This is a genomic window from Deltaproteobacteria bacterium (assembly GCA_026712905.1).
Classification (GTDB): Bacteria; Desulfobacterota; Binatia; order UBA9968; family JAJDTQ01; genus JAJDTQ01.
On sequence record JAPOPM010000098.1, the window covers coordinates 24,640 to 41,999 of the forward strand.

14 protein-coding genes are annotated in these 17,360 nt (G+C 65.3%); 10 read left to right on the top strand and 4 right to left on the bottom strand.

From position 1 onward, the window contains the following. The first annotated feature begins 25 nt into the window (after positions 1–25). The gene (locus tag OXF11_07350) at positions 26–1,696 is read left to right on the top strand and encodes an FAD-binding protein (protein MCY4486918.1); all 1,671 of its coding nucleotides are present in this window, start codon (positions 26–28) and stop codon (positions 1,694–1,696) included. 12 nt (positions 1,697–1,708) lie between these two features. Here OXF11_07350 and OXF11_07355 read toward each other — a convergent pair whose 3' ends face one another. Next, entirely contained in the window at positions 1,709–2,824 is a 1,116-nt protein-coding gene (locus OXF11_07355; protein MCY4486919.1) for a Gfo/Idh/MocA family oxidoreductase, read from the bottom strand. Between the two features lie 293 nt (positions 2,825–3,117). Here OXF11_07355 and OXF11_07360 point away from each other — a divergent pair, with 293 nt between their 5' ends. The 9 genes from OXF11_07360 to OXF11_07400 all read left to right on the top strand — a co-directional run bounded on the left by OXF11_07360 (position 3,118) and on the right by OXF11_07400 (position 12,343). Continuing rightward, complete coding sequence (locus OXF11_07360) at positions 3,118–3,684, top strand: hypothetical protein (GenBank protein ID MCY4486920.1); 567 nt, start codon at positions 3,118–3,120, stop codon at positions 3,682–3,684. Positions 3,685–3,812: 128 nt separating this feature from the next. Next, entirely contained in the window at positions 3,813–4,160 is a 348-nt protein-coding gene (locus OXF11_07365) for an STAS domain-containing protein (GenBank protein MCY4486921.1), read from the top strand. Between the two features lie 35 nt (positions 4,161–4,195). After that, on the top strand, positions 4,196–4,489 hold the full coding sequence (locus OXF11_07370) for a hypothetical protein (GenBank protein ID MCY4486922.1): 294 nt from the start codon (positions 4,196–4,198) through the stop codon (positions 4,487–4,489). Positions 4,490–4,578: 89 nt separating this feature from the next. After that, on the top strand, positions 4,579–5,922 hold the full coding sequence (locus tag OXF11_07375; GenBank protein ID MCY4486923.1) for an AMP-binding protein: 1,344 nt from the start codon (positions 4,579–4,581) through the stop codon (positions 5,920–5,922). Between the two features lie 57 nt (positions 5,923–5,979). After that, on the top strand, positions 5,980–7,113 hold the full coding sequence (locus OXF11_07380; GenBank protein ID MCY4486924.1) for a hypothetical protein: 1,134 nt from the start codon (positions 5,980–5,982) through the stop codon (positions 7,111–7,113). 141 nt (positions 7,114–7,254) lie between these two features. Continuing rightward, positions 7,255–8,688, top strand: coding sequence for a UbiD family decarboxylase (locus OXF11_07385; protein MCY4486925.1), 1,434 nt, complete (start codon positions 7,255–7,257; stop codon positions 8,686–8,688). Beyond that, a complete protein-coding gene (locus OXF11_07390; protein MCY4486926.1) occupies positions 8,672–8,983 on the top strand; it encodes a hypothetical protein in 312 nt (103 codons plus the stop codon). The genes OXF11_07385 and OXF11_07390 overlap by 17 nt, the downstream gene beginning before the upstream one ends. Positions 8,984–9,013: 30 nt before the next feature. Then, the gene (locus OXF11_07395) at positions 9,014–10,939 is read left to right on the top strand and encodes a DUF1302 domain-containing protein (GenBank protein MCY4486927.1); all 1,926 of its coding nucleotides are present in this window, start codon (positions 9,014–9,016) and stop codon (positions 10,937–10,939) included. A gap of 39 nt (positions 10,940–10,978) precedes the next feature. After that, positions 10,979–12,343 carry a DUF1329 domain-containing protein gene (locus tag OXF11_07400; GenBank protein ID MCY4486928.1) on the top strand — a complete coding sequence of 455 codons (1,365 nt, stop codon included), beginning with the start codon at positions 10,979–10,981 and terminating at the stop codon, positions 12,341–12,343. A gap of 92 nt (positions 12,344–12,435) precedes the next feature. Here OXF11_07400 and OXF11_07405 read toward each other — a convergent pair whose 3' ends face one another. The 3 genes from OXF11_07405 to OXF11_07415 are packed head-to-tail and all read right to left on the bottom strand — an operon-like array spanning position 12,436 to position 17,334. After that, positions 12,436–13,593, bottom strand: a complete 1,158-nt coding sequence (locus tag OXF11_07405; protein ID MCY4486929.1) for an ABC transporter permease — start codon at positions 13,591–13,593, stop codon at positions 12,436–12,438. 5 nt (positions 13,594–13,598) lie between these two features. After that, a complete protein-coding gene (locus tag OXF11_07410; protein ID MCY4486930.1) occupies positions 13,599–15,467 on the bottom strand; it encodes an ABC transporter permease subunit in 1,869 nt (622 codons plus the stop codon). Positions 15,468–15,522: 55 nt separating this feature from the next. Then, the gene (locus OXF11_07415) at positions 15,523–17,334 is read right to left on the bottom strand and encodes an ABC transporter substrate-binding protein (GenBank protein MCY4486931.1); all 1,812 of its coding nucleotides are present in this window, start codon (positions 17,332–17,334) and stop codon (positions 15,523–15,525) included. Between the last annotated feature and the right edge of the window lie 26 nt (positions 17,335–17,360).

Here is a 17,360-nt window from a genome sequence, read left to right on the forward strand (position 1 = left end):
CGCCGCTTCGCTCCCGCACTTGAAGATGCTTGACACGATCGGCAGACTCATCGACACGGACGTGCTCGTCGTCGGCGCGGGCGCCGGCGGGCTCTGGGCCGCGCTGAGCGCCAAGCGGCACCTTCCCGACGGCCGCGTCACCCTGCTCGACGCCCACATGGTGGGACGCACCGGACACACCGCCTTCTCCAACGCGTGGATGGTGGTGGTGACCCCCGAGGACGATCTCGACGCCTGCGTGCGCGACATCGTGGAGGGAAACGAGTGGATCGCCGAGCAGGAACTGATCCACGAGGTCCTGTCCGTCTCTCACTTCCAGTTGCTCGAGATGGAGAAGATGGGGCTCGTGTTCCCCAAGGAGGACGGCGAGTTTGTGCGCCGGCCCACGCGCGGCCTCAAGATCACCAAGGTACTCAAGCCCGACGGCGGCGGGCTGGAATACTGCTGGCGTCTGCGCAAGGCGCTGGAGGCCGAGGGCGTGGACCTGCTGGAGCGAGTCTTCGTCACGGATCTCGCCCGGGATGACGACGGGCGCGTGACCGGCGCCTACGGCATCGACGGGCGCACGGGCGAGTTCGTCATCGTGCGCGCCGGGGCCACCGTGCTGGCCACCAACAGCGTCACGTTCCGCGCCGGCTTTGTCCGGGACCTCACCGGCACCGGCACCCACCTGGCCTACGCCGCGGGCGCGGTGCTCACCAACGCCGAGTTCGGTTATCTCCGGCCGGGCACCCCCAAGTTCTATTTCGAGGGCATCACCTTCGCCATCCAGGACGGCGCCCGCTTCGTCAACGCCCAGGGCGAGCCGTTCATGGAACACTACGAACCCGACTGGGCGGACCGGGCCGACGTGCAGGCGCTGAGCAAAGCCATGGTGCAGGAGAAGAAAGAGGGGAGAAGCCCTCTCTACCTGGACATGTCACTCATCCCGGAAGAGGAGCGCGGCCAATACCTGCAAAGCTCGGTGGCGTGGATGGACTATTTCTTCCGCAAGCTCGGCGACCGCGCGCGCATCGACATGTTCGGCAGGACGGAGTACTACCCGCTGTTCCAGATGACCAAGATGGGAATCAAGACCGACGCCTCGTGCCGCTCCTCGGTCCCGGGCCTCCTGGCCGCCGGACTGGCACAGGCAAGCTGCGCGAGCCACTTCGCCGGCTTCCACATCGGCGCCTGCAACGGCACCGGCTGGATCGCCGGCAGGAGCGCCGCGGACGACGCCCGCCGATTCGATGGGCCGCGGGTGTCCGAGGGACAGGCCCGTTCGGTCAAGGCGGAAGTCCTGGCGGGTTGGCGCGGCGGCGACGAGAAGAGCGACGACGACCTGCTGCGCGCGCTCCAGTCCCTCATCTTCCCGTACGAGGTCTCCATTCTGAAGCACGAAACCCGCATGCGGCAGGCACTGGAAGAGCTGGACGCCATCGCCGAACGCGGCGCCCAAAGCCGCGCCGCCCACGTCCACGGATTCGTGCGCCTGCGCGAGACCCGATGCATGGTCGAGACCGCCCGGCTGATGCTGGAAGCGTCGCTGCTGCGGCGCGAGAGCCGCATGAGCCACCTGCGCGAGGACTTTCCCGACCGCGACGACGAGTCTTGGCTCAAGTGGATCCTGATCGAGAAGGCAGGGAACCAACCCCGCCTGTGGAGCGAACCCATCGCGACACCCCTCGTGCCGCCGCCGACTTCCTCCAATTAACCAGACACCACACTAAAAGAGGTCCGGGAACAAATCCTCCGGTATCTCTCGCCCTATTCCCTGGCTGACGGCGGCCTCGTAAACCTTGCCGGCGAGGGCGGCGAACTGCAGGCCGAAGCCGACGCTGTTGTTGAAGCAGGTGATCTGCTCGGAGTCGGTGCGGCCGGGGTGGCGATTGAGGAGGAGGTCGGGCAGGTCCGGGGTGTGGGCCCAGTCGATGTCCACGGCGTCGCCGGGCGGGTAGCCTTTGTCGATGTCCAGCAGAACCTGCTGGGGCAGGGGGCCCTTGTCGTTCTTGGCGACGAAGACCGTCGGCCCGAGGTTGTCCCTGGAGTTGACCGCGAGCACGTCGAAGCGGCCGAAGGTGTCCGGCGCGATCTCGCAGTGGCGCACCGAGCACACGTACATGCCGGGTTCCAGCCATGCGGTCTGGATCACCGGCGTCAGGGCGTTCGTGGCGATGATGACGATGTCGCTGCCGCGCATGGCTTCCTCGGCGCTGTGGACGGCCGATACGTCCGGGCAATTCTCCCACCGCGGGTCCTCGACAAAACGCTTCCGGTGCTCCGGGTTGGGACTGAAAACCCGTATCGACTTGATCCCGTCGGTAACGTTCAGCATGGCGTCCACGTGCGCCCCAGCCATGAAACCGGTCCCCAACACGCCCACGGTGGCGGCGTCGGGTTTGGCAAGATACCGAGCCGCGAGACCCGCCGCGGCACCTACCCGGAGATTGCGGATGTGCCCTTCGCTGACCATGGCCAGCAAGTCGCCGTTCTCCAGGCTGAAGAGGAAGAGCAAGCCGCGCGTGACGCTGTGGGACCGCCGGGTGCCCGGGGTCCGGTCGCGGCGAAAGCTGCCGTCGCGCTCCTGCCAGAAGAGTTTGTCGGTGAGGAAGCGGATGGCGGCGTACTTCTGCGTGGCCGCGGACATGGTCTTCAGGCTGTGGGCGCCGGGCAACGTGTTGCCGTTGCCGTCCACGTAGGAGTCGGGGGTGAGCAGGTCGATGCGGGGACTCGTGATGGCGGCTCCCGTGCCCAGGTCCCGATAGACTTCCTCGAGCACCGCCAGACTCGTGGGCATGTCGAGAAGCCGTTCGGCGTCGTGATGGTCGATTGCGAGTATCATTGCCACTCCTCTGACGGAATGCCCGGTATGTCCGGCCGGGCCCCGAAACGCGCCGATGATCCCGGAATGGTCCGGCGTTGTCAAGGCCGTCGTGCGTCGCGCGGGCTCATGCGTCGGGAAGCGTTCCCTAATCATGCTAAAAACTCAATGACACATAGCCGAAACGATATTCATGATTGCCTTCTTGCCCGCGTTTCCTCTATGATTCTCGGGTGCCTTTATGTATAATCGCTCCGCCAATGCCGTTGTGGCTGGCAAGAGGTGTCGTAGGCACTCACAAGAGGAGGTGTGAAATGGCACTTGATCCGGCAACCACCAGCAGCACGTTCGACCGTTACATCGAGGAACTCCGCGCGCTGTGGAAGGACAGCAACGACGCGAATCTCCCCTTCAAGGTGCAGGCCGCCATGGAACGGATGCTCGCATCCACCAGTCCCGACGATCCCTGGATTGCGGAGATCATCCGTGACGCGCAGCCGTCGCGGGAGCTTTACCGGGATCCGGAGTACGGCTTCGTCCAGATGGGTCACGTGCATCCCCAGGGACACGGTAACCTGCCCCATGACCACGGCCCGTGCTGGGTGGTCTACGGCGCCTACCAGGGACTCACGGAGATCAGCCTCTACGAGCGCGTCGACGACGGCAAGAACGCGGAGAAGGCGGATATGCACACCAAGGAAGTGCACAAGCTGGGACCCGGCGTCGTCTACCCCTATTTGACGGGGCAAATCCATTCGACGCATGCGGCGGAGACGCCCGCGGTGGTCTTCCGGTTCCTGAGCGCGGATCTGACCAAGATCCTGCGCCGGCGCTACAACCTGGAGAGCGGCGAGGTGTCGCTCATCGAGCCGCAGCCCTAAGCGGTTTTCGGTCCGAATCCAGCCCTCGCGGCCGCGGGACGCGCTCGGCGGCCACGAGGAACGTGGCACTGATCCACGCGTAAAATCGCAGGCCGGGTCTCCGTCCGAGCCGGAAGGAGTTGGAACGCATGGACGTCGATGTCAAGTGGGGCAGGAAGGGCGAGATCGTGATCGCCATGCTGGTCGGTCGTTTCAGCAGCGCCAACGCCGCGCTGTTCGAGCGCCTGTTGGAGAACGGTGTCGATTCGTCCGACGACGCCCTTATCCTGGACTTCGAGAACGTGACCTTCCTCAGCAGCGCCGGACTGAGAGTCGCTCTGACCATCGCCAAGAAGTTCAACGGGCCGGGGAAGAAGTTCGGCATATGCGCGCTCCGGGAAGGGGTTCGCGGCATTGTCGAAGTCAGCGGCTTCGACAAGGTCATCCCGGTCTACGATTCGCAGGTTTCGGCGGTGGAGGCGTTCGAAAGCGCCTGACTCCGACAGGGGTGGCAACCCGCAGGGAGACTACGATGGCTCAGGCCGGAAAAGACATTGAAGCCAGGCTCAACAAGATCCGCGGCTCCGCGGATTTCAACGTGATCGGCGACAACATCGCCGACATCGCCGAGTACACGGTGGAGAAGTACGAGTACAGGAACGATACAAGCCTTGCCCGTGAGACCCGCGAGCAAGCCTTGGCCGAGATCACGGATGTGCTGTGTGACCGGGTTGAGCGGTTGAAGGCGCGGCGCCAGGAGATTCTGGCCGACATGTTCAACGCGGCCGAGGCAACGCTGAACGAGGTCGTTTCACAAAGCAAGTAGCGAATCGTCAGGGTTCTCGTGAAGGCGCAATCTCCTTTTCAGTCGTTCGCGTCGTACCGGACCAAGTCGGCGTTTTCACGGGGCTGTGCATGACGGCCGCGAGTTCACCGTATCCCGGCGCACCCGAAAGCCGGGAGATCGAGAACGCGCCGCCGGAACTCATCCGGAAACTCCAGGGAGAGCGCCTGGCCGCCCTGGTACAGCGCTCCTGGGACCACATCCCGTTCTACCGCGAGCGCTGGAAGGCGGCGGGCATCGAGCCCGGCGACATCCGCACGGCCGGCGACATTCACAAGCTCCCGGTCATCCGCAAGAGCGACTTCGAGGACAGCCTCAGATTCCATCCGCCGTTCGGCGACTACCAGGGCGACTTCCCCGCCGTGCGGGTCCAGGCCAGCTCCGGCACCTCGGGCAATCCCAAACCTTTCTTCTTCACGCGCAACGACTGGGACATCATCGCCCGGCTGTGGAGCCGGCGCTTCCATGCCCAGGGGGTGAGGGAAGGGGACATCCTCCAGATCGTGTTTGCCTATACGCTCTTCATCGTGGGGTTCACCGCCTCCGAGGGCGCCATGCACCTGGGCGCGCTGGTGGTGCCCACGGGCAGCGGCAGCGTCACCCCGAGCGAGCGGCAGGTGAAGATCGCCCGGGACTGGGGCGTCACCGTGCTCGCGGGAACCCCGTCCTACGTGCTCCATCTGGCCGACGTGGCCGAAGGGCAGGGCTTCGACCTCCGGAAGGACTTCAACCTGCGGCGCACGATCCATACCTCCGAGACCATGACCGAGGCCGCGCGGCGGGCCATCGAGAGCCGCTGGGGCGTGTCCGCCTACGACAACTTCGGCAGCGTGGAGACCGGCTCCCCCACCTTCGAGTGCGAGGAACGGAACGGTTACCACGTCAACGAGGACGCCTACATCTTCGAGGTGCTGGACCCGGCCACCCACGAGCCGGTGCCGCCGGGCCGGGAGGGCGTGCTGGTGGTCACCTGCCTCTTCAAGGAGGCGGCGCCGGTGATCCGCTACAACATCGAGGACCTGTGCACCTTCATCGAGGACGACTGCGGCTGCGGGCGCACCTTCCGGCGCATCTCGAAGCTTCAGGGCCGGCTGAGCGACATGGTCAAGGTGAGCGGCATCCCGTTCTATCCCACCTCGGTGGAGACCGCCCTGGAGCGGCTGCCGCAGCTCACCCGCGAGTACCGGGTCACCGTGGACCGGGTGGGACAGCGGGACACGCTGACGGTGGAAGTGGAGATGCGTCCCGGCGCGGAGGCCGGCGACGGGATCAAGCGGCAACTGGAGCGGGAGCTCAAGGTGGCGACGAACCTCAGCATGGAAGCCATGCTCCTGTCGCCGGGCGAGCTTGGCCGTTCCCTCGGGGTCGAGAACCGCATCAAGGTGCGCCGGATTCGGGACCGGAGACCGGCCTGACGCCCGTGGGCGGCGTGAAGTGTTGCGGGCCTGATGTTTTCCGGTACGTTTCTAGTTGTGGAAGACATCGAAACCGCCGCCGCAGCTCTATCCCTGGACGCCAAATGGCTCCAGGAGTTCGACGTCGTCGATCCCTTTAACGACGTCGCCTTGCGCGGCTTCCTCTCCCGCAGGCCGGACCACCGCTACGGGGCGCTGGCCGTCACTCACGTGAACGAGGCGCCCGCGCCGCAGGTGGTCTTCGCCACGCCCAAGCTGCACTACCCGTTCGACCGCCAGGGCAAGTTCAACTTTCCGCCGATCCGGGAGATCGAGATCTTCGAAAAGTACGATGGCACCAACGTGCTGGCCTATGGCTACCGCGACTCGCAAGGGCGCCGTTACCGCACCTACAAGCTGCGCCTGTCCCCGGTCCTGCGCAACGGCCGCTTCGGTGACTTCCTGGACCTGTGGCGGGAGATGCTGGCGCGCTATCCGGTCATTCCCGAGTTGGTGGACATCAATGGCTGCTCTCTGAGTTTCGAGCTCTACGGCAGCCGCAACACGCATCTCATACTCTACCAGGAGCCCTTGGACTGCGTATTGCTCTTCGGCGTCAGCGAGGATGGCACTCCCCGGTCGCCTTCCGGGCTGGATAGCCGGGGCGTTCCGCTGGCAACCCTCCACGGCACGCTGGCGGCGGGCAACGAGCCGGTGGCGGAGTACGGCGCGATCCGCGAACGGCTGGAGCGCGGCAACCGCCCGGTGGAAGACGGCAAGATCGCCGGGGTCGAGGGCGCGGTGTGGTACGTGCGCACGCGCGCCGGCGCCACCGTGCTGTTCAAGTGCAAGCCCGAGTCCGTCGAGGAGGTGCACTGGGTAGGCGGTATCAACAAGCCCGCGGTCATCGCCACCTGCTGGAACCTGTTCGAGAGCCAGGACGTGCTGACCTATGAGACGCTGTATCCGCTCTTGGCGGAGGAGTATGGGGACGACCAGATCGAAGGTTTCAGAACCTGCATCGACGAGTGCATTACCACGGTGCGCGAGGAGATGGAGTTCAAGAGCCGGGTGATGGACGAATACCGGCAGTTGGGGATCAAGTTGTCCGAGAACAAGGGGGACGTCATGCGCCGCCTGTCAACCCGGTTCAAGAAGCAGGAGATGAAGAAGGTCTTCACCCTGATCGCGCTCAACGAAAGTCGCCGTTAGCATGAAGCGCGCGGGAGTGTTTGCTCACGGCCACGGCCGTCCCTGGGACATGCGTTGGCCCGAAACCGGAAGCGTTTCATTCACTTGCGAAGGCGTTTCATTCACTTGCAATCATCACTTCGGCCCCTTACGTTTGAGCGCATGATTTTCGACGACAATCGCGCCTTCGTGGAGGCACTGCGGCGGTCCGGCGACCTGGTGGAAGTGGAGAAGGAAGTGAGCTGGGACCTGGAACTCGGCGCCATCAGCCGCCTGGCGTGTGAGAAGGACGGCCCGGCGGTTTGGTTCAAGCGCGTCACGGACTACGTGGACGACGTCTCGGTTTTCGTCAATCCGGTGGCCACGTGGCGGCGCATCGCCATCGCCCTGGGGCTCCCGCCCACCGCCACGGTCCGGGAAATCTACGAAGCCTACGAGAAGGGGGAGGGCAACCCCATCGATCCGGTGGAGGTCGAGGAAGCCCCGTGCAAGCAGGTGGTCCGCAAGGGGCCGGACGCCAACCTGTTCGATCTGCCCACTCCCATGCTGCACGAGGGCGACGGCGGGCGTTACCTGGGCACCTGGGATCTGGTCATCTCCAAGGACGTGGACAGCGGCTGGGTCAACTGGGGCATGTACCGGTTCATGGTCTACGACGCACACCATCTGACCGGCTTCCCGCGCCCCACGAGCCACCTGGGCAAGGTGTTCCAGGAACACTACGCGGCCAAGGGAAAGCCCATGCCCTTGGCCATCGCCATCGGCACCGACCCTTTGTCGCACTTCGCCGCGGCCGCCACCTATGCCCTGGGGGGCGACGAGGCCAGCCTGGCAGGCGGCTTGCGCGGGCGTCCGGTGGAGATGATCCGCTGCGAAACCAGTGACTTGCTGGTGCCGGCCCATTCCGAGATCGTCATCGAGGGTGAGGTGCTGCCCGACCGGGTGGGGTTGGAAGGTCCCTATGGCGAGTACCCGGGCTACCGCACCGGCGAGATGGGCAACGGCATCCTGTTTCGCACCACCGCCATCACCCACCGGGAGAAGCCCGTGCTCACGGTGGACGCCACCGGCTACAAGGACGACAGCTCCACGGTGACCGCCTTGTCCGGCGCCCTGGCCATCAAGCGCCGGCTGGAGCGCCACGGCGTGCCGGTGCGGGACGTTTACGTGCCGCCGGAGGGGGCCGTGCATCTGGCGGTGATGAGCGTGGACTACGGCGGCCAGGAGGTGGCCCGGAAGGTGCTCCAGGTGCTGACTTCGCGCCGGGCGCTGCTGTCGAAACTCTTCCTGGTGGACACCGACACCGACGTGTACGATATCGGCAAGGTGCTGCATGCCTTCTCCACCAAGTGCCACCCGGCCAACGGCATCCACGTGATCCACTACGAAGGCCGGGCCAACACGCTGACGCCGTGCTACAGCCAGGCGGAGCGGGCGGCCCAGAAGGGGGCCACGGTACTTTACGACTGCACCTGGCCCGGCGAGTGGTCGCGGGAGTGGGAGACGCCGGTGAAGGCCACCCTGGATTCGATCTTCTCGGAAGAGGTGCGGGAGAAGGTGCTGAAGAACTGGAGCGACTATGGCTTCAAGCAGTGAGGCGCCGGCGTGGGACACCTTCGTGCGCCGGCCGGGAGACGTGCGCTGCGGCGTGGAGACGCCGCTGGTTCTCAGGGACCTGACGCCGGGGCGGGCAAAGTACGGGCTGAGGCACGTGCTGGGCGTCGTTCATGAGAATGGCGGTCCGGGCGACCCGCTCACGGTGCGCACGGTGGTCGGGATCGCGCTGCCCGTTGCCTATACCGTGGAGATCGTCCGCGACCTGCCGCAAGAGATCGCAGGGACTCCGTACCAGGACTTCTATGCGGCACTGCAGCGGGCGGCGGAGCTGTAGCGACCCGACACCAGAGGAGGGGATGGCGAGATGATAACGGTATTGGCGTCTCTCATGGGTTCCCATCGGCGGCGCACGCTGCCCTCGGCTTCGACGGCGTGGGTGCTGGCTGGCCTGATGGTCGCGGCGGGGTTGTCCAACCCTCGGTTCGCCGCCGCGCTGGCGCTGCCGGCCAACGAGAGCGGCGTCACCGGGTACTTCGACACCACCGTTTCCATGGGCGCGGCCATGCGGGCGTCCGGGCGCGATGACCGCCTGTTCAGCCTGGCCAGCGGCGGCAAGGCATACACCTTCAACGGTGATGACGGCAACCTCAACTTCGACCGCGGGGATCTCGTCTCCCTCAACACCAAGGTCAATCACGAGTTGCAGCTCAACATGGAGAATCCGGGCGCGGAGTTGAGCCTGTTCGGGCGAGTGCTGTATTTCTACGATCACGCGGTGGCGGATGGCGACACCGAGCGCACGGCCTTGTCCGCCGCCGCCAAGGGGCACGCCGGACGAGACTTCCAGTTGCTCGACGCCTATGTGGCCGGCGACTTCGATGCCGGCGCCGTGCCGGTCTCGCTTCGATTGGGCAACCAGGTCATGAGCTGGGGCGAAAGCGTCTTCCTTCGCGGCGGCATCAACTCCATCAACCCGGCCGATGTCGCGAAGCTCCGAGTCGCCGGTGCCGAGTTGCGGGACGTGCTCGTGCCGGTCCCCGCGGCCAACGTCAAGGTGGGCATCGGCGACAGCTTCTCCCTGGAAGGCTTCTACCAGTTCCGTTGGGAGCACTCCGAAATCGAGGCTAAGGGTACGTTCTTCTCCGCCAGCGACATCGTGGGCCCCGGGGGGGATACGGTCCATCTCGGGCTCGGCCGGCCCGGACGAGGGGACGACCGAGACGGCGCACCCGACCCGGCTTGTCCCAGCCGCGCCAATCCCGCGGGGCTCTGCTCTCGCGTGGCCCGCGCCGCCGACCGCGATGCCGGCCATGAGGGCCAGTTCGGTGTGGCGCTGCGCTACTTCGCGGCGGCGTTGAACGATTCGGAGTTCGGACTGTATTACGCGCGCATCCACAGCCGTCTGCCGCTGGTGTCCGTTACCGCGGGCGACCTGGCGAGACGGACGGCTCCCGGGGGCTTTGTCGGCTCCATCCGGTATCTCCGGGAGTTCCCGGAGGACATCGACCTCATGGGCGCGAGTTTCAACGGCGAACTGGGTGGCAGCGGAGTCACCTTGCAGGCCGAGGTCGCCTATCGCCGGAACCAGCCGCTCCAGGTCGACAACGCAGAGCTCATATACTCCGCGTTGAGTCCGCTGCGGAGGCTCGCCGCGCAGGCGGCCATGGCGCAAGGCCCCGCGCGACAACTGTTGGCGGGCCTCGCGCGCGCCGGGCAGTTGTTCAGCATGAGCCAGACCGGTCCGGCGGACCCGGGGCAGGAGATTCCGGGCTTTCGCCGCAAGGACGTGGTGCAGGGTTCTGTAGCCGTGTCCAAGGCGTTGGCGCCCATGCTGGGGGCCGACGGATGGATCGTGCTGGCCGAGGCCGGATTTACCCAGATCCAGGACATGGAGGACAAGTCGGAGCTCCGTTACGACGGCACGGGCACATGGACCAGTGGCAATCCCGCCTTCACGGCCGGCGGAGTCCAGCCGGTAACCCAAGTGACCGGCTTCGCCGATCCGTTCTCATGGGGTTACCGGGCCGTGCTGCGGGGCGCCTACAGCAACGCCCTCGGACCGGTGAACCTTGCGCCGCAGGTCGCCTTCGCCCACGACGTCAACGGCACGACACCGAGGCCCATCGGCAACTTCGTGGAAGGACGCCAGACGGTGACGCTGTCGGTGGGGGCAAGCTACCTGCTGTCTTGGCGGGCGCAACTGGCGTACACGCAGTTCTTCGGCGCGGGCCAGCACAACATGCTGGCCGATCGTGACTTCGTGTCGTTCACGGTGAGCTATTCCTTCTGACGGAGCGGGATTGGATCACATGAAGCGGGTTTGGATCACATGAATACGCGACGGAGCATCTGGGCGGCCGCGTTGGTATGGGCGCTGATCGCGGCGGTACCGGCGGCGGCGAAGGTCACGGCCGAAGAAGCGGGCCGGCTGGGAGCGGAGTTGACGCCCTTGGGCGCCGAAAAGGCGGGCAACGAGGCCGGCACCATTCCCGCATGGGAGGGCGGCATCACGAAACCGCCGGCCGGCTATCGTGCGGGAAAGCGCCTCGTCGATCCGTTCCCGGACGACAAGCCGCTCTTCACCATCACCGCGGAGAATTACAAACGATACGAGGCGAACCTTACGCCGGGTCAGATCGCGGTGCTCCGGCGCTACCCCGAGACCTACCGGATGCCGGTGTACCGGGCGCGGCGCACGGCGTCGCTGCCACCGCGCATCTACGAGCGCACCATCGGCAACGCCGTCACCGCGATGCTCACTGACGATGGCAACGGCGTGGTGAACGCCGCCGAGGGCATCCCGTTCCCGATCCCCAAGAACGGGCTTGAGGCCATCTGGAACCACTTGCTGCGCTACCGCGGCAAGTCCGTGCGCGTCACCAGCGGTCAGGCCGCGCCCACGGCCGACGGCTCCTACGTGGTGGTGCAAATCCGCGAGCAGGTGTTGTGGGGTTACCAGCAGCCCGGCGCAACCACGGAGAACATCGACAACAAGCTCGCCTACTTCCTCCAGGAGGTGCTGTCCCCGGCAAGGTTGGCGGGTTCGCTGATCCTGGTCCACGACACCCTGAACCAGGCGGCGGAGCCGCGCAAGGCGTGGGTCTACAATCCCGGGCAGCGTCGCGTCCGGCGCGCGGCCAACGTCGGCTATGACAATCCCGGCACGGGCTCCGACGGCCAGCGCACCAACGATCAGGCCGACATGTACAACGGCGCGCCGGACCGTTACGACTGGACGCTGGTGGGGAAACGGGAGATCTACATCCCTTACAACAGCTACAAGCTCGCGAGCGGTGGCCATGGCTTCGACGACGTCCTGAAGCCGGGCCACATCAACCCGGACCTGACCCGCTACGAGCGCCACCGGGTGTGGGTGGTGGAGGCGCGGTTGAAGCAAGGCACCCGGCACATCTTTCCCCGGCGCACGTTCTATCTCGACGAGGACAGTTGGCAGATCGCGGTGGTGGACCAGTACGATGCCCGCGGCGAGATGTGGCGGCTGAGCCAGGCCTATATCATCAACCACTACCAGGTGCCGGTGCTGTGGAGCACCGGCATGTCGATCTACGACCTCCAGAACGGACGCTATCTCGTCAAGGGTCTGACTAACGAATACGAGCCGCCGCGTTTCGACCTGGAGCTGAACCCGAACCAGTTCACGCCGCGGGCGCTGCGGCGCCGGGGCCGCCGTTGACCGGGCGGTAGCGCCGCCTCATCGCACCTTGGCGACGACAAGTAATCCTGCGCAACCGATCAGAGGTATTTGCCGGACGCGGCACCAGCGTCTCATTGCTGGACCCCGTGGGGGTCGAGCGCGTCTCGAAGTCCATCGCCGATGTAGTTGAACGCCATCACCGTGACGAATATCAGGACGCCGGGGATCAGCACCCACGGGTGGAAACGGATCTGCGCGATGTCCATGGCCAGGGCCAGCATGTTGCCCCAGGACGCCTCAGGGTCCTGGATGCCCAGGCCGATGAGGCTCAGGCCGGATTCCCCGAGGATGTAACCCGGGATGGACATGGTGGCGGCGACGATGGCGTAGGAGAACGTGTTGGGGAGCACGTGGCGGACGATGATGCGCGCGTGGGGCAAGCCCATGGCCCGTGCGCTGGTGACGTAGTCCATTTCCTTGATGGACAACACGAGGCCGCGGATGATGCGCGCAAGGCTGGCCCAACCGATGAAGCTCAGGATGACGACGATGGCCATGTAGGTCTGGAACGACGTCCAGTCCGCGGGAATCGCCGCGCGCAGGGCCAGCAGCAGATAAAAGCCCGGCACCATCATCAGCATCTCGCACAGCCGCTGAATCAGCATGTCCGTGCGGCCGCCGAAATAACCGGAGGCGCCGCCGATGAGCATTCCCAGGACGAACGTGATGGTCACCCCCACCAGTCCCACCGACAGTGAGATGCGGCCGCCGTGCAGCAGGCGGGAAAGGACGTCACGGCCGAAATTGTCGGAGCCGAGCAGGAACAGCATGGGGCGGTTGGGGTCGGTGTGGGAAATGTCCTCCACGCCGCGCAGACCGAACAGGTGGATTCGCGTTTCGATCAGTCCCAGGAAACGGTAGGGGTCCCCGGTGACGAAAATCCCGATGGGGTAGGCGGTGCCCGGCACCTCGCGATAGACCTTGCGCTGGTTCTCGTCGAACTCGAACGTGCTGTTGCGCACGTACGGCCACGTCAGTCCGTTCTCGTCGAAGATATGGACCCAGGTAATCATGGGCGGATGGTAGGCTTTCTTGCGAGCGCTGGCGGCATAGTGATGGGGCGAGAGGAAATCCGCGAAGATGGCGCTGCCGTAGAGAAGCACGAGGATCCAGAATCCCAGCATGGCCAGGCGGTTGTGCCGCAGGCGTGACAGGGCGCGGCGGACCGGAGAGCGGGAACCGGGTACGCCGCGCGGTTCGCGGCTCGTGTTGTCGGGTTCGGGCGGCATGGACGCTATCGGTAGCTGATGCGGGGGTCGACCCATGCCAGCAGGATGTCGGCGAGAAGGTTGCCGATGATCAGCAGCAATCCTCCCGCAAGCGAGCTGGCCATGACCACGTAGATGTCGTAGGAGCGCACGGCGGTCAGCATCAACTGCCCGATCCCCGGGTAGCCGAAAACGATCTCCACCAGGGCCGAGCCGCCGATGAGGGTGGGCAGCAGGGAGCCGAAGCCCGCCACGAACGGGGTCACGGCGTTTCTCAGGATGTGCTTGTAGTTCACCATGGTGTTGGACAGGCCCTTGGCTCGTGCCGTGACCACGAACTGCATGTGGCTCTTGTCGAGGAACTCCGCCCGCAGCACCCGCACCAGCGCCGCCATGGCGCCGGTTCCCAGAACGAGCACCGGCAGAACCAAGTGACGCGCCAGGTCCGTCATTCGGCCCCACGTGCCGAGGTCGTGATAGTTCGCGGAGGTGAGCCCGCCGATGGGAAGAAGTTCGTAGAACGGATTGGCCGGGTCGAGATCATAGGTCAAGGATGCGCCGTAGAGCAGCAACAGCGCCAGGAAGAACGAAGGGACGGCCATGCCCATGTAGGCCATGAAGCCGAAGGCCTTGTCGCTCCAGGAGTAGGGATGGGTGGCGGAGTAGATGCCGATGGGCAGCGACAGCAGCCAGGTGAAGAGAATGGCCAGCACGTTCAACAGCATGGTGTTCTTGAGGAACGGCCACATGGTGGTCCAGACGGGCTGGCGGTTGGCGATGGACTTGCCGAAGTCCGGCGCGCCGACATGGAAACCGCTGCCGGCCTTCTCGAGGCGGATCTCGTCTACGAAGAGCGAACCGGCGACGTCGCCCTGGAACGAGATCGGCCCCATGCGCGTGGTTTCCAGACCCGCCGCGTGAAGTTCCGTGAAGTCCACCGAGAGTGACGTGGTGACGCCGGGGGGCAGGCGCACGTCCGTCGCGTAGGTGTTGGCGTCCAGGTCCCGGAACGTCACGGTCGCCGTCATGGGCGGCGCCGGTGCCGCGATGATCCTGAAGCCCAAGCCGTCACAGCGGCTCAGGTCCCCGAGCCCCACCGGCAGGGTGTTGCGGATCAGCGCCAGGCGGCGCATCGGGTCCAGCGCATGGCCCATTGCGGCCAACGCCGTGTCTCCCGCCCGGCAGGAGACCTCCAGCATCGCGGGCCGGCCGCCGCGCTGCCGCGCGAACAGGAACAGTCCCTTGAGCTTGCTCCGGTCCACGCCGAAACGGGCGTAATCGGCGTCGGTCAGCGTGATGGACGCGGGCTCGTCCGCATCGATGGAGCGGCGCTCCTGAAAGGCCTTCCCGTTGCCGTCCTGGATGCGCAGGAAAACGTCCGCGCCGCCCACCCGGTCGTTGCGGAGTTCCATCTCGACGGACTGGAAGTCATCGCCGGACCAGTGATTGCCGGGCCGTTGACTGGCCGCGTTGGGGTTGTCCGTCTTTCCCAGCACGCCGATCTCTCCGGGCGCGTCGAAGTTGAAGCCGAGGCCGAAGGTGCCGTCTTCGGACAGCGGGACCAGGATGGGCGTGGCGTTGCCCGAAATTTCGTAGGCCCTCCGGTTGGCGGGGAGGTCGGCGTATTCGAAGTCGGCGATGCGCACGCGTTCGCTCGCGAAACGAATGTCGAACAACACGCCGCGCAGCCAACGCAGGTACTGAGTGCCCCAGCCCTTGTCCGCGCCGAACTCGCGTTTCCACTGGCGCAGTTGCCGCTGGTCGAGGTCGGGTTGGAGGGCCCACTGGTGGAAGTAATCCCCGGGAGCGATCTGGATGATCATGAAGATCACGAAGGTCAGGGCGAACAGTGACGGAATCGTGATCAGCAGCCGCCGTGCGATGTATGCGGTCATGTTGGGATCGCCGGGTTCTCCGTGACGCTGTCCCGAACCGGAGGCGGGACACCCGTCATTGCAGGTGAAGTCTGCGTGGGTCGAACAGGTCGAAGAGGGTCGGCGTCACATTGCCGAAGCGGTTCCGGAGTGCCGTGATGCGCTCGGCGAGCGCCGTATAGACCACGGGGACGTGATCGGAAGCGATCTGCTGGAACTCCCTGTAGAGCGCGACCCGCTTGTGATGCTCCAGCTCGCGGCTGCCCTGGACGAAGAGTTCGTCGATCTGTTTCTCCCATTCCGTGGCCGGTTCTTCCTGGTTCGGGAACCACAGGTGCAGCCGTTCGCTGGAATGCCAGAAGTTGATGCCGTGGTGAGGCTCCACGCCCCCCGTGAAGCCGATGACGATGGCTTCCCAATCGTAGGTGCTGGTGAGCTGGGACACCAGCTTGTTGAATTCCAGGAACCTGAGATTGACCCGTATGCCGATTCTCTCCAGGTCCTGCTTCATGAGCGTGCATACCCGTTCCCGCACGGTGTTTCCGGAGTTGGTGGCGAGGTTGAAGACAAGGCTGTTGCCTTCGGCGTCTTCGCGGATGCCGTCGCCGTCCACGTCGAACCAACCCAGGCCGTCGAGCAGCGCATTGGCCGTGGGGATGTCGTACGGGTAGCGGGTCACGCTGGGATTGTGGAAGTCGCCGGCCGCGGGGCTCACCGCCGCCCACTGCGGATAGCCGAGTCCGTTCATGACGTTGTCGATGATACTGTCCTTGTCGATGCTGTGTGCCAACGCCTTGCGGAAGGCCAGCGTCCGGAACCACTTGAGCTTGACGGGATCGACGAATGGAGCGTCGTTGTTGGGATTCTTGCCGGCGTTCATGTTCAGGGCCAGAAAGGTCGTGCCGAAGTTCGGTCCGCGCTTGTACAGGGTGAAGTTCTTCGCCGCTTCCTGGGGTTTCAGGATCGGGAAATGCTCGCCGGCTACCTCCAGGAAGTCGGTTTCACCGGCCTGAAACTTCAACAGCGCGGTGGCCAGGTTGGGCACCACCAGGTAAACGATGCGGTCCAGGTACGGCAAGGCGTTTCCCGCCGCGTCCCGCTGCCGGTACCGTGGGTTCCTCTTGAGGACGATGCGCTCCCCGGCGTCGTAGCGCTCGATGACGAAGGGTCCGGTGCCGACGATGTCGCCCGGCTCCGTGCCGACGTCCCATGTGGACGTGAACGTTCCGTCGTCCACGTGCTTCGCCAGGATGTGTCGGGGATAGATGGACGTAGCCATGGCCCGCAGGAAGGGCGCGAACGGCGCCGGCAGGGTGAAGCGCACCGTGTGCGCGTCGACCTTCTCGACCTTGGCCTGGCTTTTTCTCCACGCCTGCGTGGTGTCATCGCGGTAGCGGATGGTGAGGCCCGGCCGAGCCGACGCGGGGATGGCGTCGTTGTAGATGATCCTGGAGAACGTGAAGACCACGTCGTCCGCGGAAAAGGGGTTCCCGTCGGCCCATTGCACGTCCCTGCGCAGGAAAAAGGTCCACACGAGCCCGTCTTCCGATGATTCCCAGCGTTCGGCCAGGGCCGGCTCCACCTCGGCGGTGAGCCAGGAGGTCTCGACGAGTCCCTCGAACAGGTATTCGAGGATCTGGGTCGAGGACGTCTCGGTCGAGATGGCGAGATTGAACGTCTTCGGCCCGGAGATCGTCGACAGGGTCAAGGTCCCACCAGGTTTGCCTGAGGAGTACTCGAACCGGGCGGCGTTCTCCTTGAGTTGCGCGATCAGGTCAGCGTCCCGCGGGGCGTTGTTCTGGGCCGCCGCGTTACCGGCGGGGAAGAGAAGGGTGCAGAGAACCCAGAGAATGGCGGCGATCGTTGCGCGAAGACCCGTATGTTTCAAGATCCTTGTCCTTTCAGGTCATGAAC

Bases quoted from the DNA above. Each gene is read 5' to 3' on its own strand.
- OXF11_07375 (MCY4486923.1), top strand. From the start codon at position 4,579: ATGACGGCCGCGAGTTCACCGTATCCCGGCGCACCCGAAAGCCGGGAG.
- OXF11_07385 (MCY4486925.1), top strand. From the start codon at position 7,255: ATGATTTTCGACGACAATCGCGCCTTCGTGGAGGCACTGCGGCGGTCC.
- OXF11_07405 (MCY4486929.1), bottom strand. From the start codon at position 13,593: ATGCCGCCCGAACCCGACAACACGAGCCGCGAACCGCGCGGCGTACCC.
- OXF11_07400 (MCY4486928.1), top strand. From the start codon at position 10,979: ATGAATACGCGACGGAGCATCTGGGCGGCCGCGTTGGTATGGGCGCTG.
- OXF11_07360 (MCY4486920.1), top strand. From the start codon at position 3,118: ATGGCACTTGATCCGGCAACCACCAGCAGCACGTTCGACCGTTACATC.
- OXF11_07370 (MCY4486922.1), top strand. From the start codon at position 4,196: ATGGCTCAGGCCGGAAAAGACATTGAAGCCAGGCTCAACAAGATCCGC.
- OXF11_07395 (MCY4486927.1), top strand. From the start codon at position 9,014: ATGATAACGGTATTGGCGTCTCTCATGGGTTCCCATCGGCGGCGCACG.
- OXF11_07390 (MCY4486926.1), top strand. From the start codon at position 8,672: ATGGCTTCAAGCAGTGAGGCGCCGGCGTGGGACACCTTCGTGCGCCGG.
- OXF11_07355 (MCY4486919.1), bottom strand. From the start codon at position 2,824: ATGATACTCGCAATCGACCATCACGACGCCGAACGGCTTCTCGACATG.
- OXF11_07410 (MCY4486930.1), bottom strand. From the start codon at position 15,467: ATGACCGCATACATCGCACGGCGGCTGCTGATCACGATTCCGTCACTG.
- OXF11_07350 (MCY4486918.1), top strand. From the start codon at position 26: ATGCTTGACACGATCGGCAGACTCATCGACACGGACGTGCTCGTCGTC.
- OXF11_07365 (MCY4486921.1), top strand. From the start codon at position 3,813: ATGGACGTCGATGTCAAGTGGGGCAGGAAGGGCGAGATCGTGATCGCC.